A 16286-nucleotide genomic window follows, 5' to 3' on the forward strand; every position below is an offset into this window, starting at 1 on the left:
GTCAAAGAAAGCCAGACACAAAAAAAGCGCTCAAGGTGTAATCTTGAGCGCTATTTTTTTGCCCGGACAATAAGCGAGGCGGCATGAGCGAGTTCTTTGAGCACAACGTCGATGTCATCCAGCAACGCTGGCCGGCATTGGCTGTGCGCTTGCTGGTGGAAGACACGAGCCTGTTGCAGGCAGATCTGGTGGAAGGTTTGGGCTCGACGTTGAGCATCAACGGTATTCAGTTGACCAGCCGCCATGATCGCAGCCGTGAGGCCAGGGTCCAGGCTGACAGCTTGCCGCTCGACTGTCCGGTGGTACACGTTTACGGCACAGGGCTTGGCGATCTGCAATCGGCATTGCTTGAACGTGCCGGGCTTGAGCGCTTGTACGTGCACATCCTCAACGGTGCGGTGTTCAACCTGGTGCTGCAATTGCTCGATCAGCAGCCGTGGCTCAGTGATCCGCGAGTCGAGTTGCTGTATGCCGGTGATCTTGCGGAAATCAAGCTGCCGTTCTTTGCCTTGCCGTCTGAACTGGTCCTGGCCGATGACTTCAGTGCGAAGATTCGTGATCGTCTGATCAGCGAAACTCACCTGGCCTTCAACAACCGTGAGTTCGACCCACAGTCGCCCGAGATAATCGAACGCTTGCAGGCTTGCCTGGCGCTGGTGCAAGCCGATCCTGACGTGGCCGAATTGTTCGGTACTCGTCCCGGCCAGGAGGTGTTCGTCATTGCCACCGGCCCGAGCCTGGAACAGCATTTCGAGAACCTGCGCGCAATTCGCGGCCAGGCTGAGCGGCCGTTGTTCATCTGCGTCGACACCGCTTTTCGCCCGTTGCTCAAGCATGGCATCCGTCCCGATGTGGTGGTCAGCATCGACCAGCGCATTTCAGCCCGGCACTTGCCACCGCAGGACACAGCCGACATCACGCTGGTGTACATGCCGATGCTCGATCCGTTGGTGCTCGAAGCCTGGCAAGGGACGCGTCATTGCAGCTACTCCGCCAGCCCGATCTACCAGTCGTTGCGCTCGCAATTGCCCAGGGGGGAGTTGTATGTCGGCGGTAGTGTGATTCACCCGGCCGCCGACCTGGCGGTGAAGATGGGCGCAACGCAAATCACTCTGTTCGGTGCCGACTTCGCCTTCCCTGGCGACAAGACCCACGCAGGCTGGAACGACGGCGACCTGGGGCCGCAACTGGGCGCCGCCAAACATTGGGTGCTGGATGGTCACGGGCAGCGCATCAAGACTCAGCTCAATTTCCGCAGCTATCTGTGTGAACTGGAGCGGTTTATCGCCGGCCATCCGCAGGTGCGTTTCTATAACAGCAGCCGGGCAGGGGCGATGATCGCCGGGACCGTTTTTCATCCGGAGCTTGCCTCATGAGCACTCGTGAAACCTTTATTGCCGAGGCGCAACAGTGCGCCACCTTGTTCCGCCTGGGACGCGATGTTGAAGCCGGGCTGGCGATGACCGAGCTGGTCGGTGCGATTCACCCGACATTCGATTCGAAGGCGCGGGATGTTCAGCAGCAGTGGACGTTTGTGCTCGGTCAAATGTTTACGTGTCAGGAGGCGCAGAACTGGCTCGCCCTGGCGGATTATCTGGAATACGAACTGGTCGAGTTGCTGGCCGACAGCCTGTCCGTTTAAGCAGTTTTTCTACTGTCGGTGCAGGCGAGGTCTCGCCATTCCCGTCATCGACAGATCCCTGACGTCATTTTTTCGCTGCTGGATCATCGCCAACCCCTTGATTTACAGGGGGTGGCAACGTGATGGCAAATATTTTTGAAAATCCCCTAAAGCAAGTTGCATTGGCGACGATAACTATTACGAAGGTTCTCTAGGCCATACCCGGCGGTTGCCAGGGCCGGAAGCCGCAGTACCCAACCAACGAGGAATTCGTCATGGCTTTAACAGTAAACACCAACGTCACATCGTTGAGCGTTCAGAAGAACCTGAACCGCTCCTCCGACGCTCTGTCGACTTCGATGACTCGCCTGTCTTCCGGCCTGAAAATCAACAGCGCTAAAGACGACGCCGCCGGCCTGCAAATCACCACTCGTATGACCTCGCAAATCCGCGGTCAGACTATGGCAATCAAAAACGCCAACGACGGTATCTCGATCGCTCAGACCGCTGAAGGCGCGATGCAGGAAACCACCAACATTCTGCAGCGTATGCGTGAACTGGCCGTACAAGCTCGAAACGACTCGAACGGTACTCAAGACCGCGTTGCTCTGAACAAAGAATTCGCGGCAATGTCGGACGAGATCACTCGTATCGCCAACTCCACCAACCTGAACGGCAAGAACCTGCTGGACGGTACTGCTGGTACCATGACCTTCCAGGTTGGTTCCAACACTGGTTCGGCTAACCAGATCACTCTGACCCTGGCCTCCGGTTTCGGCGCTGCAACCCTGTCGGTTGACTCGGCTACCACTCAGATCACTGGTAACAGCTCGGCTACCGCTCAAGCATCGTTCTCCGCTGCCCTGACCCGTATCGACGCCGCTCTGCAGACCATCAACACCGCCCGTGCTGACCTCGGTGCTGCACAAAACCGTCTGACCAGCACCATCTCCAACCTGCAGAACATCAACGAAAACGCTGAAGCTGCTCGTGGTCGCGTACAAGATACCGACTTCGCTGCTGAAACTGCACAGCTGACCAAGCAACAAACTCTGCAACAAGCTTCCACCGCAATTCTGGCTCAGGCCAACCAACTGCCATCCGCTGTACTGAAACTGCTTCAGTAATAGCTGATTGAGTTTTGGCGAGGGGTGTGCGCTGGTCGTACCCTCTCGCTTTTTTACTTTTAGAGGTGATGGACATGGACATGAGCGTGAAGCTGAACTTGTCTTATCCGGCGGCCAAGCACGCGACCCCGGTTGCCGACAAGCCCGCGGAAAAGCCTCGAGCGGAGCCCGCGAAAGTGGTCGACGTCAAGGAAGCGCGCAAGACTGCCCAGACTGAGCAGGACAAGCTGAAAATGGCTGTCCAGGAAATTGAAAAGTTCGTTCAGTCGGTCAAGCGTAACCTGGAGTTCTCGATTGATGAGCCTTCAGGGCAGGTTGTTGTAAAAGTCATTGCCAGCGAGTCGGGTGAGGTGGTTCGCCAGATCCCCAACGAAGAAGTCTTGAAACTGGCCAATAGTTTGAATGATGCAAGCAGCTTGTTGTTTAGCGCGAAAGCCTGACAGCTGGCACGAATTTTGTTGCTATGTTCTTTTGGGCGTTGTAGTGGTCAAAAGACCGGCGACACACTGAAGGGAGTTCCACATGGCAAGTCCAATTTTACCGGGCACGGGTTTAGGTTCAGGCCTTGATACCGGTGCTATCGTCAAGGCCTTGGTCAACGCTGACAAAGCGGCCAAACAAGGTCAGATCGACCGTGGGACCGCCACCAACACGGGCAGCATCTCCGGGATTGGTACGCTGAAGTCGCTGCTGGCTACGTTCCAGAAAGCACTCACCGATCTGGGCAGCACGACCACCCCTCAGTTCACGGGTTATTCGGCAACGTCTTCCGACCCCAAAGTACTGACCTCAACGTCCAGCAACACTGCTGTTGCCGGCAATTACGTGGTCAAAGTCACCAGCCTGGCTACCTCCTCGAAAGTTGCCTCCGCGGCCTTTGCCGGCGGCGCGACCAGTCCGATCACGGCAGGCACGCTGACCATCACCCAGAACGGCACCAGCTACCCGGTGACCGTCGGTGCGGGCGCCACGTTGCAGTCGGTGCGTGACTCGATCAACAGCCAGTACCAGGCCAGCGGCCTGAGCGCCAACATCGTGACCGACAGCTTCGGTTCGCGCCTGGTGTTGGGTTCGACCACGACCGGTGCAGGTTCCGATATCTCCGCCACCGGTATCCCTGAACTGACCATCGACGGCACCGCCGCGATGGCGGCCGTACCGACCGCGACCTCTTCCGGTGCCATAGGTGGCCTGGCTGCGGATGCAGTGTTCTCCGTGGATGGCCTGGCGATGACCAGCAAGTCCAACACCGTCGACAAGACGATCTCCGGCCTGAGCCTGGTGCTGACGGGTGCCGGTACATCGACCGTGAACGTTGCGACCAACAACGATGGTCTGAAGGCTTCGATCCAGAAGTTCGTTGATGCCTACAACGCTATCGCCAACGCTGTGACGTCCTTGACCAAGCCGTCCCTGGACGACGACGGCAAGCCAACCGTCGCTGCTGCGCTGACCGGTGACCCGCTGCCACGCTCGCTGCTGGCTGCCATTCGTGGCCCGCTGTCCCAGACCGGTGCCGGCGACAAGCTGACCGTGCTTTCGCAGTTGGGGATCACCACTGACCAGAAAACCGGTGCACTGAACTTTGACGGCACCAAGTTCACCGCCGCGATGAATGTGAAGAAGCTGGGTGGCGAGGTTCAGACCTTGTTTACCGGTACTAACGGCCTGATCGAGCGCATGAACAATGTGATCAAGCCGTACACCGATACCGGTGGCATCCTCGACACTCGCACCACCAACCTGAATGTGACCAAAACCAGGCTGGCCGCTGATCAGGCTAACTTGGATCGTCGGGTCGAAACACTGACCGCGGTATTGACCAAAAAGTACAACGACATGGATACACTCGTTGGTAAATTGAAAGCGACAGCCAGCAACATCACCTCGATGTTTGAGGCCATGGCCGCTCAACAGAAGAACTCGTAACACGCATAACGCCAAAAGCCCGGCAGCGTTTTCAAGCGCTCCGGGCTTTTTGCATTTGAATCTAAAGTTTTTTGACGCGTCGTCGATACACTGGTTATACGAACTACAGCATTTTGATGAGGTACAACATGAATCCAATGTTAGCCCTTCGCCAATACAAGAAGATTGGCGCTCAGGCGCAAACTTCCGAAGCCAGCCCGCATCGTCTGGTGCAGATGTTGATGGAAGGCGGGCTGGACCGTATCGCCCAGGCCAAGGGTGCGATGGAACGCAAAGACATTCCGAACAAGGGTATTCTGATCGGCAAGGCCATCGGCATCATCGGTGGGTTGCGTGAAGGTCTGGACCTTGAGAATTCTGTTGAGACCGTCGGTGAACTGGATAACCTGTACACCTACATGATGAAGCGTCTGGCTGAAGCCAACATCAAGACTGATCCTGCGATTCTCGACGAAGTGGCTGATCTGCTTCGAACAGTCAAAGACGGTTGGGATGCGATTGCCGCACCGGGTCCGCAGTTTTAAGGAGATCACCATGAGTCTTGTATTGCAGCGAATCGAACACACCCGCGACGCCCTGGTCGGTGCATTGGCCGAGCGCAATTGGGAAGCCATCGGTGAGTTGGATCTGGCGTGCCGATCCTGCATGGAAGACGTTTTGAGTGAGGCTTCGGTGGACGAGGCCGCGTTGCGCGACAACCTTGAGGAGTTGCTGGGGGTGTACAAGCAGCTGCTTGAGGCCGCGACGGGGGAGAGGCAAGCGATAGTCGATGAGATGTCGCAGATCCATCAAGCACAGAACGCGGCAAAGGTTTACCATCTGTTTGGTTAATTAATCCTCGGTTAATCCAAACATAGTGCGCCATAAATTTGACTGTGCACGGTTTTTTGACTTAACTAGTGGCTGGTTACAGATTTCAGGCGTGTACAGGCAGAATGTGTCTGCAAGCGTCTAGCTTGCCCCATCATTTTTGGGCATTGAGTTGACTAGGGAAGTTGCTATTGCATGTGGCGTGAAACCAAAATTCTGCTGATTGATGACGATAGCGTCCGCCGCCGCGACCTGGCGGTGATTTTAAATTTTCTCGGTGAAGAAAATTTACCCTGCGGAAGCCATGACTGGCAGCAGGCTGTCGGCTCTTTGTCATCAAGTCGTGAAGTGATCTGTGTCCTGATCGGGACGGTCAATGCTCCTGGCGCACTTACGGGCTTGTTAAAGACACTCGCAACCTGGGATGAGTTCCTTCCGGTTTTGTTAATGGGCGATAATTCTTCCGTTGACCTGCCAGAAGACCAGCGCCGCCGAGTGCTTTCGACCCTCGAAATGCCGCCCAGCTACAGCAAACTGCTCGACTCCCTGCACCGTGCCCAGGTCTATCGCGAGATGTACGACCAGGCCCGCGAGCGCGGTCGTCACCGTGAACCCAATCTGTTCCGCAGCCTTGTCGGCACCAGCCGGGCGATTCAACACGTCCGTCAGATGATGCAGCAAGTGGCCGACACCGACGCCAGCGTGCTGATCCTCGGTGAGTCCGGCACGGGCAAGGAAGTGGTTGCGCGCAACTTGCATTACCACTCCAAGCGTCGTGACGCGCCGTTCGTGCCGGTCAACTGCGGGGCGATCCCGGCCGAGTTGCTGGAAAGCGAATTGTTCGGCCACGAGAAGGGCGCCTTTACCGGGGCGATCACCAGCCGTGCCGGACGTTTCGAACTGGCCAACGGCGGCACATTGTTCCTCGATGAAATCGGCGACATGCCGCTGCCGATGCAGGTCAAGTTGCTGCGCGTGCTGCAGGAACGCACCTTCGAGCGCGTGGGCAGCAACAAGACCCAAAGCGTCGACGTGCGCATCATTGCCGCGACCCACAAGAATCTCGAAAGCATGATCGAGATCGGCACCTTCCGCGAAGACTTGTACTACCGCCTGAACGTGTTCCCGATCGAGATGGCGCCGCTGCGCGAGCGCGTCGAAGACATCCCGTTGCTGATGAACGAGTTGATCTCGCGCATGGAGCATGAGAAGCGCGGTTCGATTCGTTTCAACTCGGCAGCGATCATGTCGCTGTGCCGTCACGGCTGGCCGGGCAACGTTCGCGAACTCGCCAACCTGGTGGAGCGCATGGCGATCATGCACCCGTACGGCGTGATCGGCGTGGTCGAGTTGCCGAAGAAATTCCGCTACGTCGACGACGAAGACGAGCAACTGGTCGACAGCCTGCGCAGCGATCTGGAAGAACGGGTGGCCATCAACGGTCACACCCCTGACTTCACCGCCAACGCCATGCTGCCGCCCGAAGGCCTGGACCTGAAGGACTACCTCGGTGGTCTGGAACAGGGCCTGATTCAGCAGGCGCTGGATGATGCCAATGGCATCGTCGCACGCGCCGCTGAACGCCTGCGGATTCGTCGCACCACGCTGGTGGAAAAGATGCGCAAGTACGGCATGAGCCGTCGCGATGGAGATGAACAGGCGGATGATTGACGCCTGTTTTTCAAGTCGTTCATTTTTGGGCGGTTTTTTTTAGGCACGGGTATTGCTACGTCCCTCGCAACGTTCCGTTTAACTGACGGTCAGCCAAGCGAGAGAGCACAATGCCCCAAGCCGCCCAGATGTCTCCTGTCCCTGACGCTTCGGGACAACCGTCGTCCGTAGAGCAGGCAAGCCGGCTTGGCCTTGAGCAGGCGTTTGCGCTGTTCAGCCAGATGTCGAGTCAACTGACCGATTCCTACAGCATGCTTGAAGCCCGGGTCACCGAGCTCAAGGGCGAGTTGGCCGTGGTCAGTGCCCAGCGCATGCAAGAGCTGGCGGAAAAAGAACGCCTGGCCAATCGTCTGCAAAATCTCCTCGACCTGTTGCCTGGCGGCGTCATCGTCATCGATGCCCAAGGCATCGTGCGCGAAGCCAATCCGGCAGCCTGTGAGTTGCTCGGGTTGCCGCTCGAAGGCGAACTCTGGCGTCACGTCATCGCCCGATGCTTTGCGCCTCGCAAGGACGACGGTCACGAAATCTCGCTCAAGGACGGTCGGCGTCTGTCGATCGCCACTCGCTCGCTGGACGCCGAACCGGGTCAGTTGGTGCTGCTCAACGACTTGACTGAAACCCGTCATCTGCAAGATCAACTGGCCCGTCACGAACGCTTGTCTTCCCTGGGCCGAATGGTCGCCTCGCTGGCGCATCAGATTCGCACGCCATTGTCGGCCGCCTTGCTTTACGCCAGTCACCTGACCGAGCAGGAACTGCCGGTCGCCACGCAGCAGCGTTTTGCCGGTCGCCTGAAAGAGCGTCTGCATGAGCTTGAGCATCAGGTGCGCGACATGCTGGTGTTCGCTCGCGGCGAGCTGCCGCTGACCGATCGCGTCACGCCCAAACAACTGATGCAATCGCTGCAAGCGGCAGCACTGACCCATGTTCAGGACTTGCCAGTGCGTTGGCAGTGCGACAGTCATGCCGGCGAGTTGCTGTGCAATCGTGACACGCTGATCGGGGCGATCCTAAACCTGATCGAGAATGCGATTCAGGCGAGTGCCGGTGATGTCCGTTTGAAGGTTCACTTGTACACCCGCGAAGACAACCTGCGTGTGTGTGTCAGCGACAGCGGCAGTGGCATCGACAGCGCTGTGCTGGCGCGTCTGGGTGAACCATTTTTTACCACCAAGACCACCGGGACCGGCCTGGGCCTGACTGTGGTCAAGGCCGTGGCGCGTGCGCATCAGGGCGAATTGCAACTGCGCTCGCAGCCGGGGCGCGGCACTTGTGCGCTGGTGTCCCTGCCGCTTTTTTCGGGTGACAAGCCCGGCGCTCAGGGAGCGGAATGAAAGGCATGGCAATCAAGGTTCTACTGGTCGAGGATGACCGCGCGCTACGCGAGGCACTGGCCGATACGCTGATGCTGGCGGGGCACGATTTCAAGGCGGTCGGTTCGGCCGAAGACGCGTTGGCGGCAGTGGCCGTCGAGGCGTTCAGTCTGGTAATCAGTGACGTCAACATGCCGGGCATGGACGGGCATCAGTTGCTCGGCTTGTTGCGGGCGCGTCAGCCGCAACTGCCGGTGTTGCTGATGACGGCCCATGGCGCCGTCGAGCGCGCAGTCGATGCGATGCGCCGGGGTGCAGTGGATTATCTGGTCAAGCCGTTCGAACCCAAGGCGTTGCTGGATTTGGTCGCGCGTCACGCGTTGGGCAATCTCGGTGCGGCTGAGGGCGAAGGTCCGGTCGCGTTCGAGCCGGCCAGCGCGCAATTGCTGGAGTTGGCCGCCCGAGTGGCGCGCAGTGATTCCACGGTATTGATCTCTGGCGAGTCCGGCACCGGCAAGGAAGTGTTGGCCCGCTATATCCATCAGCATTCCCATCGCGCCAGTCAGCCGTTTATTGCGATCAACTGCGCCGCGATCCCCGACAACATGCTCGAAGCCACATTGTTCGGTCATGAAAAGGGCTCGTTCACCGGCGCCATCGCTGCGCAGGCCGGCAAGTTCGAACAAGCTGACGGCGGCACGATTCTGCTCGACGAAATCTCCGAAATGCCCCTCGGACTGCAGGCCAAGTTGCTGCGGGTTTTGCAGGAGCGTGAAGTCGAGCGCGTTGGCGCACGCAAAACCATCACCCTGGACATTCGGGTCGTCGCCACGACCAACCGTGATCTGGCCGGTGAAGTGGCGGCGGGGCGTTTTCGTGAAGACCTTTACTATCGATTGTCGGTTTTTCCGCTGGCCTGGCGTCCGCTGCGCGAGCGCACCGCCGACATCCTGCCGCTGGCCGAGCGACTGCTGGCCAAACACGTCAATAAAATGAAGCACGCGGCGGCGAAGCTGTCGCCCGAGGCGCAGGCGTGCCTGATCGGTTATCCGTGGCCGGGCAACGTGCGTGAGCTGGACAACGCGATCCAGCGTGCGTTGATTCTGCAGCAGGGTGGTTTGATCCAGCCGCAGGATTTCTGCCTGTCCGGGCCGGTGGCCTGTGCGCCGTTGCCGGCGTTGGCAGCTGCACCGTTACGAGCGGTCGAGGTGGATGCTGAATCGGCTGGCGCGTTGGGCGATGACCTGCGCCGCAGGGAATTCCAGATGATCATCGACACCTTGCGCTCCGAGCGCGGCCGTCGCAAAGAGGCTGCCGAGCGCCTGGGTATCAGCCCGCGCACCTTGCGCTACAAGCTGGCGCAGATGCGTGATGCCGGCATGGACGTGGAAGCGTATCTGTTCGCCACCTGAAAGTTGACGCACACAACACCGATTTAAAACTGTGGGAGCGAGCCTGCTCGCGAAGAGGGAGTGTCAGCCGACATCAATGTGTCTGTCACACCGCCTTCGCGAGCAGGCTCGCTCCCACAATGGTTTTGTGGTGAACCATGGACCGAAGGGCTTTTGTGTAGGGCAATCACGGAGCTGGCACCCTTGTTGCTAACACCTCAGTACCCGCCGAGTGAGTGTCAAAAAATTGCGGGTCGCCAACGAGAGTAGATCATGAGCCAAGGTATTGAATTTAATCGGTTGATGCTGGATATGCGTTCCATGCAAATGGATGCCATGTCTGCGCCGAAATCGACTGCCGCAGTCCCTGAACTGGGTGGCAGCAGCTTTTCCGACATGCTCGGTCAAGCCGTCAATAAAGTGAACGACACTCAGCAGGCGTCCAATCAGTTGGCCAGTGCCTTCGAGATCGGCAAAAGCGGCGTCGATCTGACGGACGTGATGATTTCCTCACAGAAGGCCAGCGTGTCTTTCCAGGCGTTGACGCAAGTGCGCAACAAGCTGGTTCAGGCTTACCAAGACATCATGCAGATGCCGGTTTAAGGACGAATTGAGTCATGGCAGAAGCAGTCGCCGATAACGTTCCGGCCAAGGCCACTCCAATAGACGGCAAACCGCCGCTGTTCGGGTTGTCCTTCCTGGAAAACCTCTCCGAGATGACCATGCTGCGTCAGGTAGGCCTGTTGGTCGGCCTGGCTGCGAGCGTGGCGATTGGTTTTGCCGTGGTGCTGTGGTCGCAGCAGCCGGACTACCGGCCTCTGTACGGCAGCCTTGCCGGTATGGACGCCAAGCAGGTCATGGACACCCTGGCCTCCGCTGATATTCCCTACACCGTTGAACCGAACTCCGGTGCCTTGCTGGTCAAGGCCGATGATTTGTCCCGTGCGCGACTGAAACTCGCGGCGGCTGGTGTCACTCCCAGCGACGGCAACATCGGTTTTGAAATCCTCGACAAGGACCAGGGCCTCGGGACCAGCCAGTTCATGGAAGCGACCCGTTATCGTCGCGGCCTCGAAGGCGAACTGGCACGGACCATCTCCAGCCTGAACAACGTCAAGGGAGCCCGCGTGCACCTGGCGATTCCGAAAAGCTCGGTGTTCGTGCGTGATGAACGCAAGCCAAGCGCTTCGGTTCTGGTTGAACTTTATTCCGGTCGTTCGCTGGAACCGGGCCAGGTGATCGCGATCATCAACCTGGTCGCGACCAGTGTTCCCGAGCTGAGCAAATCGCAGATCACCGTCGTCGACCAGAAGGGCAACCTGCTGTCGGATCAGGCGGAGAACTCCGAGCTGACCATGGCCGGCAAGCAATTCGATTACAGCCGCCGCATGGAAACCATGCTGACCCAGCGTGTGCACAACATCCTGCAACCAGTGCTGGGCAACGATCGCTATAAAGCCGAAGTGTCTGCCGATGTCGATTTCAGCGCCGTCGAGTCGACCTCCGAGCAGTTCAACCCGGATCAGCCGGCGTTGCGCAGCGAGCAGTCGGTCAACGAGCAACGCACCGCCAGCAATGGCCCGCAAGGTGTGCCGGGTGCCTTGAGCAACCAGCCACCGTCGCCAGCCTCGGCACCACAAACCACCGGCGGCTCGACTGCCTCGGCCGGCATGGTGCAGCCAGGCCAGCCGTTGATCGATGCCAACGGTCAGCAAATCATGGACCCGGCCACCGGTCAGCCAATGCTGGCGCCGTACCCGGCGGACAAGCGTCAACAATCCACCAAGAACTTCGAACTCGACCGTTCCATCAGCCACACCAAGCAGCAGCAGGGCCGATTGAATCGCCTGTCGGTGTCGGTGGTGGTCGACGATCAGGTCAAGGTCAACGCGGCTAACGGCGAAACCACCCGAGCGCCGTGGAGCGCCGACGAATTGGCGCGCTTCACTCGCCTGGTGCAAGACGCGGTCGGTTTCGACGCCAGCCGTGGCGACAGCGTCAGCGTGATCAACATGCCGTTCTCCGCAGAGCGCGGTGAAGTGATTGCCGACATTCCGTTCTACTCGCAGCCGTGGTTCTGGGACATCGTCAAGCAAGTGCTGGGCGTCTTGTTCATCCTCGTGCTGGTGTTCGGCGTACTGCGTCCGGTGCTCAACAACATCACCGGTGGCGGCAAAGGCAAACAGCTGGCCGGCATCGGCAGCGACGTCGAGTTGGGTGGCATGGGCGGCCTGGACGGCGAACTGGCCAACGACCGCGTCAGCCTCGGCGGCCCGCAAAGCATCCTGCTGCCGAGCCCGAGCGAAGGCTATGACGCACAGTTGAATGCAATCAAGAGTCTGGTGGCAGAAGACCCGGGTCGCGTGGCCCAGGTCGTGAAAGAGTGGATTAACGCAGATGAGTGATAACCGAGCCGTTGCCGCCAAACTGACCAAGGTCGACAAAGCCGCGATTCTGCTGCTGTCCCTCGGTTCGACCGATGCTGCCCAGGTGTTGCGCCACATGGGGCCTAAAGAGGTCCAGCGCGTGGGTGTAGCGATGGCCCAGATGGGCAACGTGCACCGCGAGCAAGTCGAACAGGTCATGAGCGAGTTCGTCGACATCGTCGGCGACCAGACCAGCCTGGGCGTCGGCTCCGACGACTACGTGCGCAAAATGCTCACCCAGGCATTGGGCGAAGACAAGGCCAACGGCCTGATCGACCGCATCCTGCTGGGTGGCAACACCAGCGGCCTCGACAGCCTGAAGTGGATGGAACCGCGCGCCGTCGCCGACGTAATCCGTTACGAGCACCCACAGATCCAGGCCATCGTGGTCGCGTACCTCGACCCGGATCAGGCGGGCGAAGTGCTCGGCAACTTCGACCACAAGGTGCGCCTGGACATCATTCTGCGGGTCTCCTCGCTGAACACCGTGCAGCCAGCGGCCCTGAAAGAACTCAACCAGATTCTCGAGAAGCAGTTCTCCGGCAACTCGAATGCCTCGCGCACCACCCTGGGTGGCATCAAGCGCGCGGCCGACATCATGAACTTCCTCGACAGCTCGATCGAAGGTCAACTGATGGACTCGATCCGCGAAGTCGACGAAGACCTGTCCGGTCAGATCGAAGACCTCATGTTCGTGTTCAACAACCTGTCCGATGTCGATGACCGCGGGATTCAGGCATTGCTGCGCGAAGTGTCTTCCGACGTGCTGGTGCTGGCCCTCAAGGGTTCGGACGAAGGCGTCAAGGAAAAGATCTTCAAGAACATGTCCAAACGGGCGGCCGAACTGTTGCGCGACGACCTCGAGGCCAAAGGCCCGGTGCGTGTCAGCGACGTGGAAACCGCGCAGAAAGAAATCCTCACCATTGCCCGCCGTATGGCCGAAGCCGGAGAAATCGTTCTCGGCGGGAAGGGCGGCGAAGAGATGATCTAAGGTCACTATGTCGTCCAAACATGATGAGTCCCAGACCGACCTGATTCGCGGCAAGCACGTTGCCGGCTTCGACGTCTGGGCGCTGCCCAGTTTCGACCCTTTCGTCCCGGAACCCGAGCCAGAACCTGAGCCCGAGCCGCCGGAGATGGAAGAAGTGCCGCTGGACGAAGTCCAGCCACTGACCCTCGAAGAACTCGAAGCGATTCGCCAGGAAGCCTACAACGAAGGCTTCGCCGTGGGCGAGAAAGAAGGTTTCCACAGCACCACGCTCAAGGTTCGCCAGGAAGCCGAAGCAGCGCTGGCGCCGAAGATTGCCGGTCTTGAGCAGTTGATGGTCAATCTTTTTGAACCCATCGCGGAGCAGGACACCTTCATTGAACGATCCATGGTCGATCTTGTGCAGCACATCACCAAACAGGTGATCCAGCGCGAACTGGCCATCGACTCGACGCAGATCGAACACGTCATGCGTGAGGCGCTCAAGCTCCTGCCGCTGGGCGTGGGCAATGTGCGCCTGTACATCAATCCGCAGGACTTCGAGCAAGTCAAAGCCCTGCGCGAACGCCACGAAGAAACCTGGCGCATCGTTGAAGACGAGTCGCTGTTGCCCGGCGGATGCCGGGTAGAAACCGAACACAGCCGTATCGACGCCACCGTCGAAACCCGTATCGCCCAAGTGATGGCCAAGCTGCTCGATCAGTTGCACGATCAGGCGCTGCACCCGTCTGCGCCGGATCTGCACCTGGAACTGCCGGTCGATGAAAAGCCTGCTGTTGCGCCAGTCAAAACGGAACTGGACGTCTCTGATGCGCCTTGACCGCACCAGCTTCGCCAAACGCCTGGGCGGTTACGCCGAGGCCACGGAGCTGGCCGGCGCACCGATCCTTGAAGGGCGCTTGCTGCGCATGGTCGGCCTGACCCTCGAAGCCGAAGGCTTGCGCGCCGCCATGGGCAGTCGCTGCATGGTCATCAACGACGACAGCTACCACCCGGTGCAGGTCGAAGCCGAGGTGATGGGTTTCTCCGGCAGCAAAGTGTTCCTGATGCCCGTTGGCAGCGTTGCGGGTATTGCGCCCGGTGCCCGTGTGGTTCCGCTGGCCGACACCGGCCGCTTGCCAATGGGCATGAGCATGCTCGGTCGGGTGCTGGATGGCGCCGGTCGTGCGCTGGACGGCAAGGGCGGGATGAAAGCCGAAGACTGGGTGCCGATGGACGGCCCCACCATCAACCCGCTCAAGCGCGAGCCGATCAGCGAACCGCTGGACGTCGGCATTCGTACGATCAACGGGTTGTTGACGGTCGGTCGCGGTCAGCGGCTCGGGCTGTTCGCCGGTACCGGTGTGGGTAAATCGGTGCTGCTGGGCATGATGACGCGCTTCACCGAGGCCGACATTATCGTCGTCGGGCTGATCGGTGAGCGGGGTCGTGAAGTTAAAGAATTCATCGAGCACATCCTCGGTGAAGAAGGGCTCAAGCGTTCCGTGGTCGTGGCGTCGCCAGCGGACGATGCGCCGTTGATGCGTCTGCGCGCGGCGATGTACTGCACGCGTATCGCCGAATATTTCCGCGACAAGGGCAAGAACGTCCTGTTGCTCATGGATTCCCTGACCCGTTTCGCCCAGGCCCAGCGGGAAATCGCCTTGGCCATCGGCGAACCGCCGGCCACCAAGGGTTATCCGCCGTCGGTATTCGCCAAGTTGCCAAAACTGGTGGAGCGCGCCGGTAACGCCGAGAAGGGCGGTGGTTCGATCACGGCGTTCTACACCGTGTTGTCCGAAGGCGATGACCAGCAGGACCCGATTGCCGATGCCGCGCGAGGCGTGCTCGACGGCCATATCGTGTTGTCCCGGCGTCTGGCGGAAGAAGGTCATTACCCGGCCATCGATATCGAAGCGTCCATCAGCCGGGTCATGCCGTCGGTGGTCAGTCCTGAGCACATGGCCCGTGCGCAGATGTTCAAGCAATACTGGTCACGTTATCAGCAGAGTCGCGACTTGATCAGCGTCGGCGCGTATGTGCCGGGCGGTGATCGTGAAACCGACACGGCGATCTCCCTCCAGCCAGCCATGGTCACTTACCTGCGTCAGGGTTTGAACGACAACATTGGCATGGGCGCCAGCGTCAACCATCTCGCTTCTATCTTCGCCCCTGCAGCAGGCGGCTAACCGGCCATGGCACTGAGCCGAGCCGCGCGCCTGGCACCCGTGGTGGAGATGGCCGAAAAGGCCGAGAAAGCCGCGGTCATGCGCCTCGGGCATTTTCAGGGTCAGGTGCGTGTCGCGGAAAGCAAGCTCGCCGACCTTGAAGCCTTCCGCCTCGAATACCAGGAACAATGGATCGTGCGCGGCAGCAGTGGCGTTTCCGGCCAGTGGTTGCTGGGGTATCAGGGCTTCCTGGCGCAACTCGGTACGGCCATCGATCAACAGCGGCAGAGCCTGAATTGGCATCAAAACAACCTGAACAAGGCGCGCGATACCTGGCAGCAGGCGTTCGCCCGTGTCGAAGGCCTGCGAAAACTGGTACAACGCTACATGGACGAGGCACGGCAGCTGGAGGACAAGCGCGAGCAGAAATTGCTCGATGAGTTGTCGCAGCGCTTGCCCAGACATGATCCGTATTGAACAATCGTCGGGCCTTGCTCCCCTTCCAACCAAGTGCTAAACCTTGTACAGCACGTTAGCCAATGACAAGGAAGCCGTTAAATGTCAGTCAATGCAGAAGTATCCCAGGATGGGAAAAAGCTCACGATTTCGGTCAAGGGGCGCTTCGATTTCGCCAAGCATCAGGAATTTCGTGAGTCCTACGAGGACAAGAACCTCTCGGCGGTCGTGGTCGACTTGAGAGAAGCGACCTACCTCGACAGCTCGGCGCTGGGCATGTTGCTCCTCTTGCGGGATCACGCCGGGGGTGACAACTCCGATATTCGCGTGGTCAACAGCAGTTCGGACGTGAGGAAAATCCTCGCCATCTCCAATTTCGACAAGCTGTTCGACATCACTTGACTGCC

The 16286-nt window shown here is 59.3% G+C and carries 17 protein-coding genes; all 17 read left to right on the forward strand.

Annotated features, from left to right (window positions below; all coding sequences use genetic code 11):
- Window positions 1–83: 83 nt before the first annotated feature.
- The 17 genes from BK660_RS15640 (at window position 84) to BK660_RS15720 (ending at window position 16281) form a co-directional block, all read left to right on the forward strand.
- On the forward strand, window positions 84–1376 hold the full coding sequence (locus BK660_RS15640) for a motility associated factor glycosyltransferase family protein (protein ID WP_123434029.1): 1293 nt from the start codon (window positions 84–86) through the stop codon (window positions 1374–1376).
- Window positions 1373–1642, forward strand: coding sequence for a hypothetical protein (locus tag BK660_RS15645; RefSeq protein WP_123434030.1), 270 nt, complete (start codon window positions 1373–1375; stop codon window positions 1640–1642). Before BK660_RS15640 ends, BK660_RS15645 begins: the two co-directional genes overlap by 4 nt.
- A 254-nt stretch (window positions 1643–1896) precedes the next feature.
- Window positions 1897–2748, forward strand: a complete 852-nt coding sequence (locus tag BK660_RS15650) for a flagellin domain-containing protein (protein ID WP_007894184.1) — start codon at window positions 1897–1899, stop codon at window positions 2746–2748.
- Between the two features lie 74 nt (window positions 2749–2822).
- Window positions 2823–3188 carry a flagellar protein FlaG gene (locus tag BK660_RS15655; RefSeq protein ID WP_123434031.1) on the forward strand — a complete coding sequence of 122 codons (366 nt, stop codon included), beginning with the start codon at window positions 2823–2825 and terminating at the stop codon, window positions 3186–3188.
- An 82-nt stretch (window positions 3189–3270) separates the two neighbouring features.
- Window positions 3271–4677: a flagellar filament capping protein FliD gene (fliD, locus tag BK660_RS15660; RefSeq protein ID WP_123434032.1), complete on the forward strand. Its 1407-nt coding sequence runs from the start codon at window positions 3271–3273 to the stop codon at window positions 4675–4677.
- A 128-nt stretch (window positions 4678–4805) separates the two neighbouring features.
- On the forward strand, window positions 4806–5201 hold the full coding sequence (gene fliS / locus BK660_RS15665; RefSeq protein WP_123434033.1) for a flagellar export chaperone FliS: 396 nt from the start codon (window positions 4806–4808) through the stop codon (window positions 5199–5201).
- A 10-nt stretch (window positions 5202–5211) separates the two neighbouring features.
- The gene (fliT, locus tag BK660_RS15670) at window positions 5212–5508 is read left to right on the forward strand and encodes a flagellar protein FliT (protein WP_008044601.1); all 297 of its coding nucleotides are present in this window, start codon (window positions 5212–5214) and stop codon (window positions 5506–5508) included.
- Window positions 5509–5682: 174 nt separating this feature from the next.
- Window positions 5683–7158 (forward strand): sigma-54 dependent transcriptional regulator, encoded by a 1476-nt coding sequence (locus tag BK660_RS15675; protein ID WP_123434034.1) that lies wholly within the window; start codon window positions 5683–5685, stop codon window positions 7156–7158.
- A gap of 128 nt (window positions 7159–7286) precedes the next feature.
- Entirely contained in the window at window positions 7287–8492 is a 1206-nt protein-coding gene (locus BK660_RS15680) for a sensor histidine kinase (protein ID WP_185045132.1), read from the forward strand.
- A 5-nt stretch (window positions 8493–8497) separates the two neighbouring features.
- Complete coding sequence (locus BK660_RS15685; protein ID WP_123434615.1) at window positions 8498–9883, forward strand: sigma-54-dependent transcriptional regulator; 1386 nt, start codon at window positions 8498–8500, stop codon at window positions 9881–9883.
- A 252-nt stretch (window positions 9884–10135) separates the two neighbouring features.
- Window positions 10136–10465 (forward strand): flagellar hook-basal body complex protein FliE, encoded by a 330-nt coding sequence (fliE, locus tag BK660_RS15690; protein WP_008072611.1) that lies wholly within the window; start codon window positions 10136–10138, stop codon window positions 10463–10465.
- Window positions 10466–10479: 14 nt separating this feature from the next.
- Window positions 10480–12267, forward strand: coding sequence for a flagellar basal-body MS-ring/collar protein FliF (fliF, locus tag BK660_RS15695; protein WP_059181381.1), 1788 nt, complete (start codon window positions 10480–10482; stop codon window positions 12265–12267).
- The gene (fliG, locus tag BK660_RS15700; RefSeq protein WP_007894195.1) at window positions 12260–13279 is read left to right on the forward strand and encodes a flagellar motor switch protein FliG; all 1020 of its coding nucleotides are present in this window, start codon (window positions 12260–12262) and stop codon (window positions 13277–13279) included. Before fliF ends, fliG begins: the two co-directional genes overlap by 8 nt.
- 7 nt (window positions 13280–13286) lie before the next feature.
- Window positions 13287–14096, forward strand: coding sequence for a flagellar assembly protein FliH (gene fliH / locus BK660_RS15705; RefSeq protein ID WP_123434036.1), 810 nt, complete (start codon window positions 13287–13289; stop codon window positions 14094–14096).
- Window positions 14086–15444, forward strand: a complete 1359-nt coding sequence (fliI, locus tag BK660_RS15710) for a flagellar protein export ATPase FliI (RefSeq protein WP_123434037.1) — start codon at window positions 14086–14088, stop codon at window positions 15442–15444. The genes fliH and fliI overlap by 11 nt, the downstream gene beginning before the upstream one ends.
- A gap of 6 nt (window positions 15445–15450) precedes the next feature.
- Complete coding sequence (fliJ, locus tag BK660_RS15715) at window positions 15451–15900, forward strand: flagellar export protein FliJ (RefSeq protein ID WP_123434038.1); 450 nt, start codon at window positions 15451–15453, stop codon at window positions 15898–15900.
- An 81-nt stretch (window positions 15901–15981) separates the two neighbouring features.
- Window positions 15982–16281, forward strand: coding sequence for an STAS domain-containing protein (locus BK660_RS15720; RefSeq protein WP_123434039.1), 300 nt, complete (start codon window positions 15982–15984; stop codon window positions 16279–16281).
- The last annotated feature ends 5 nt before the right edge of the window (window positions 16282–16286 follow it).

Source organism: Pseudomonas brassicacearum, from assembly GCF_003732265.1.
Taxonomy (GTDB): Bacteria; Pseudomonadota; Gammaproteobacteria; order Pseudomonadales; family Pseudomonadaceae; genus Aquipseudomonas; species Aquipseudomonas brassicacearum_D.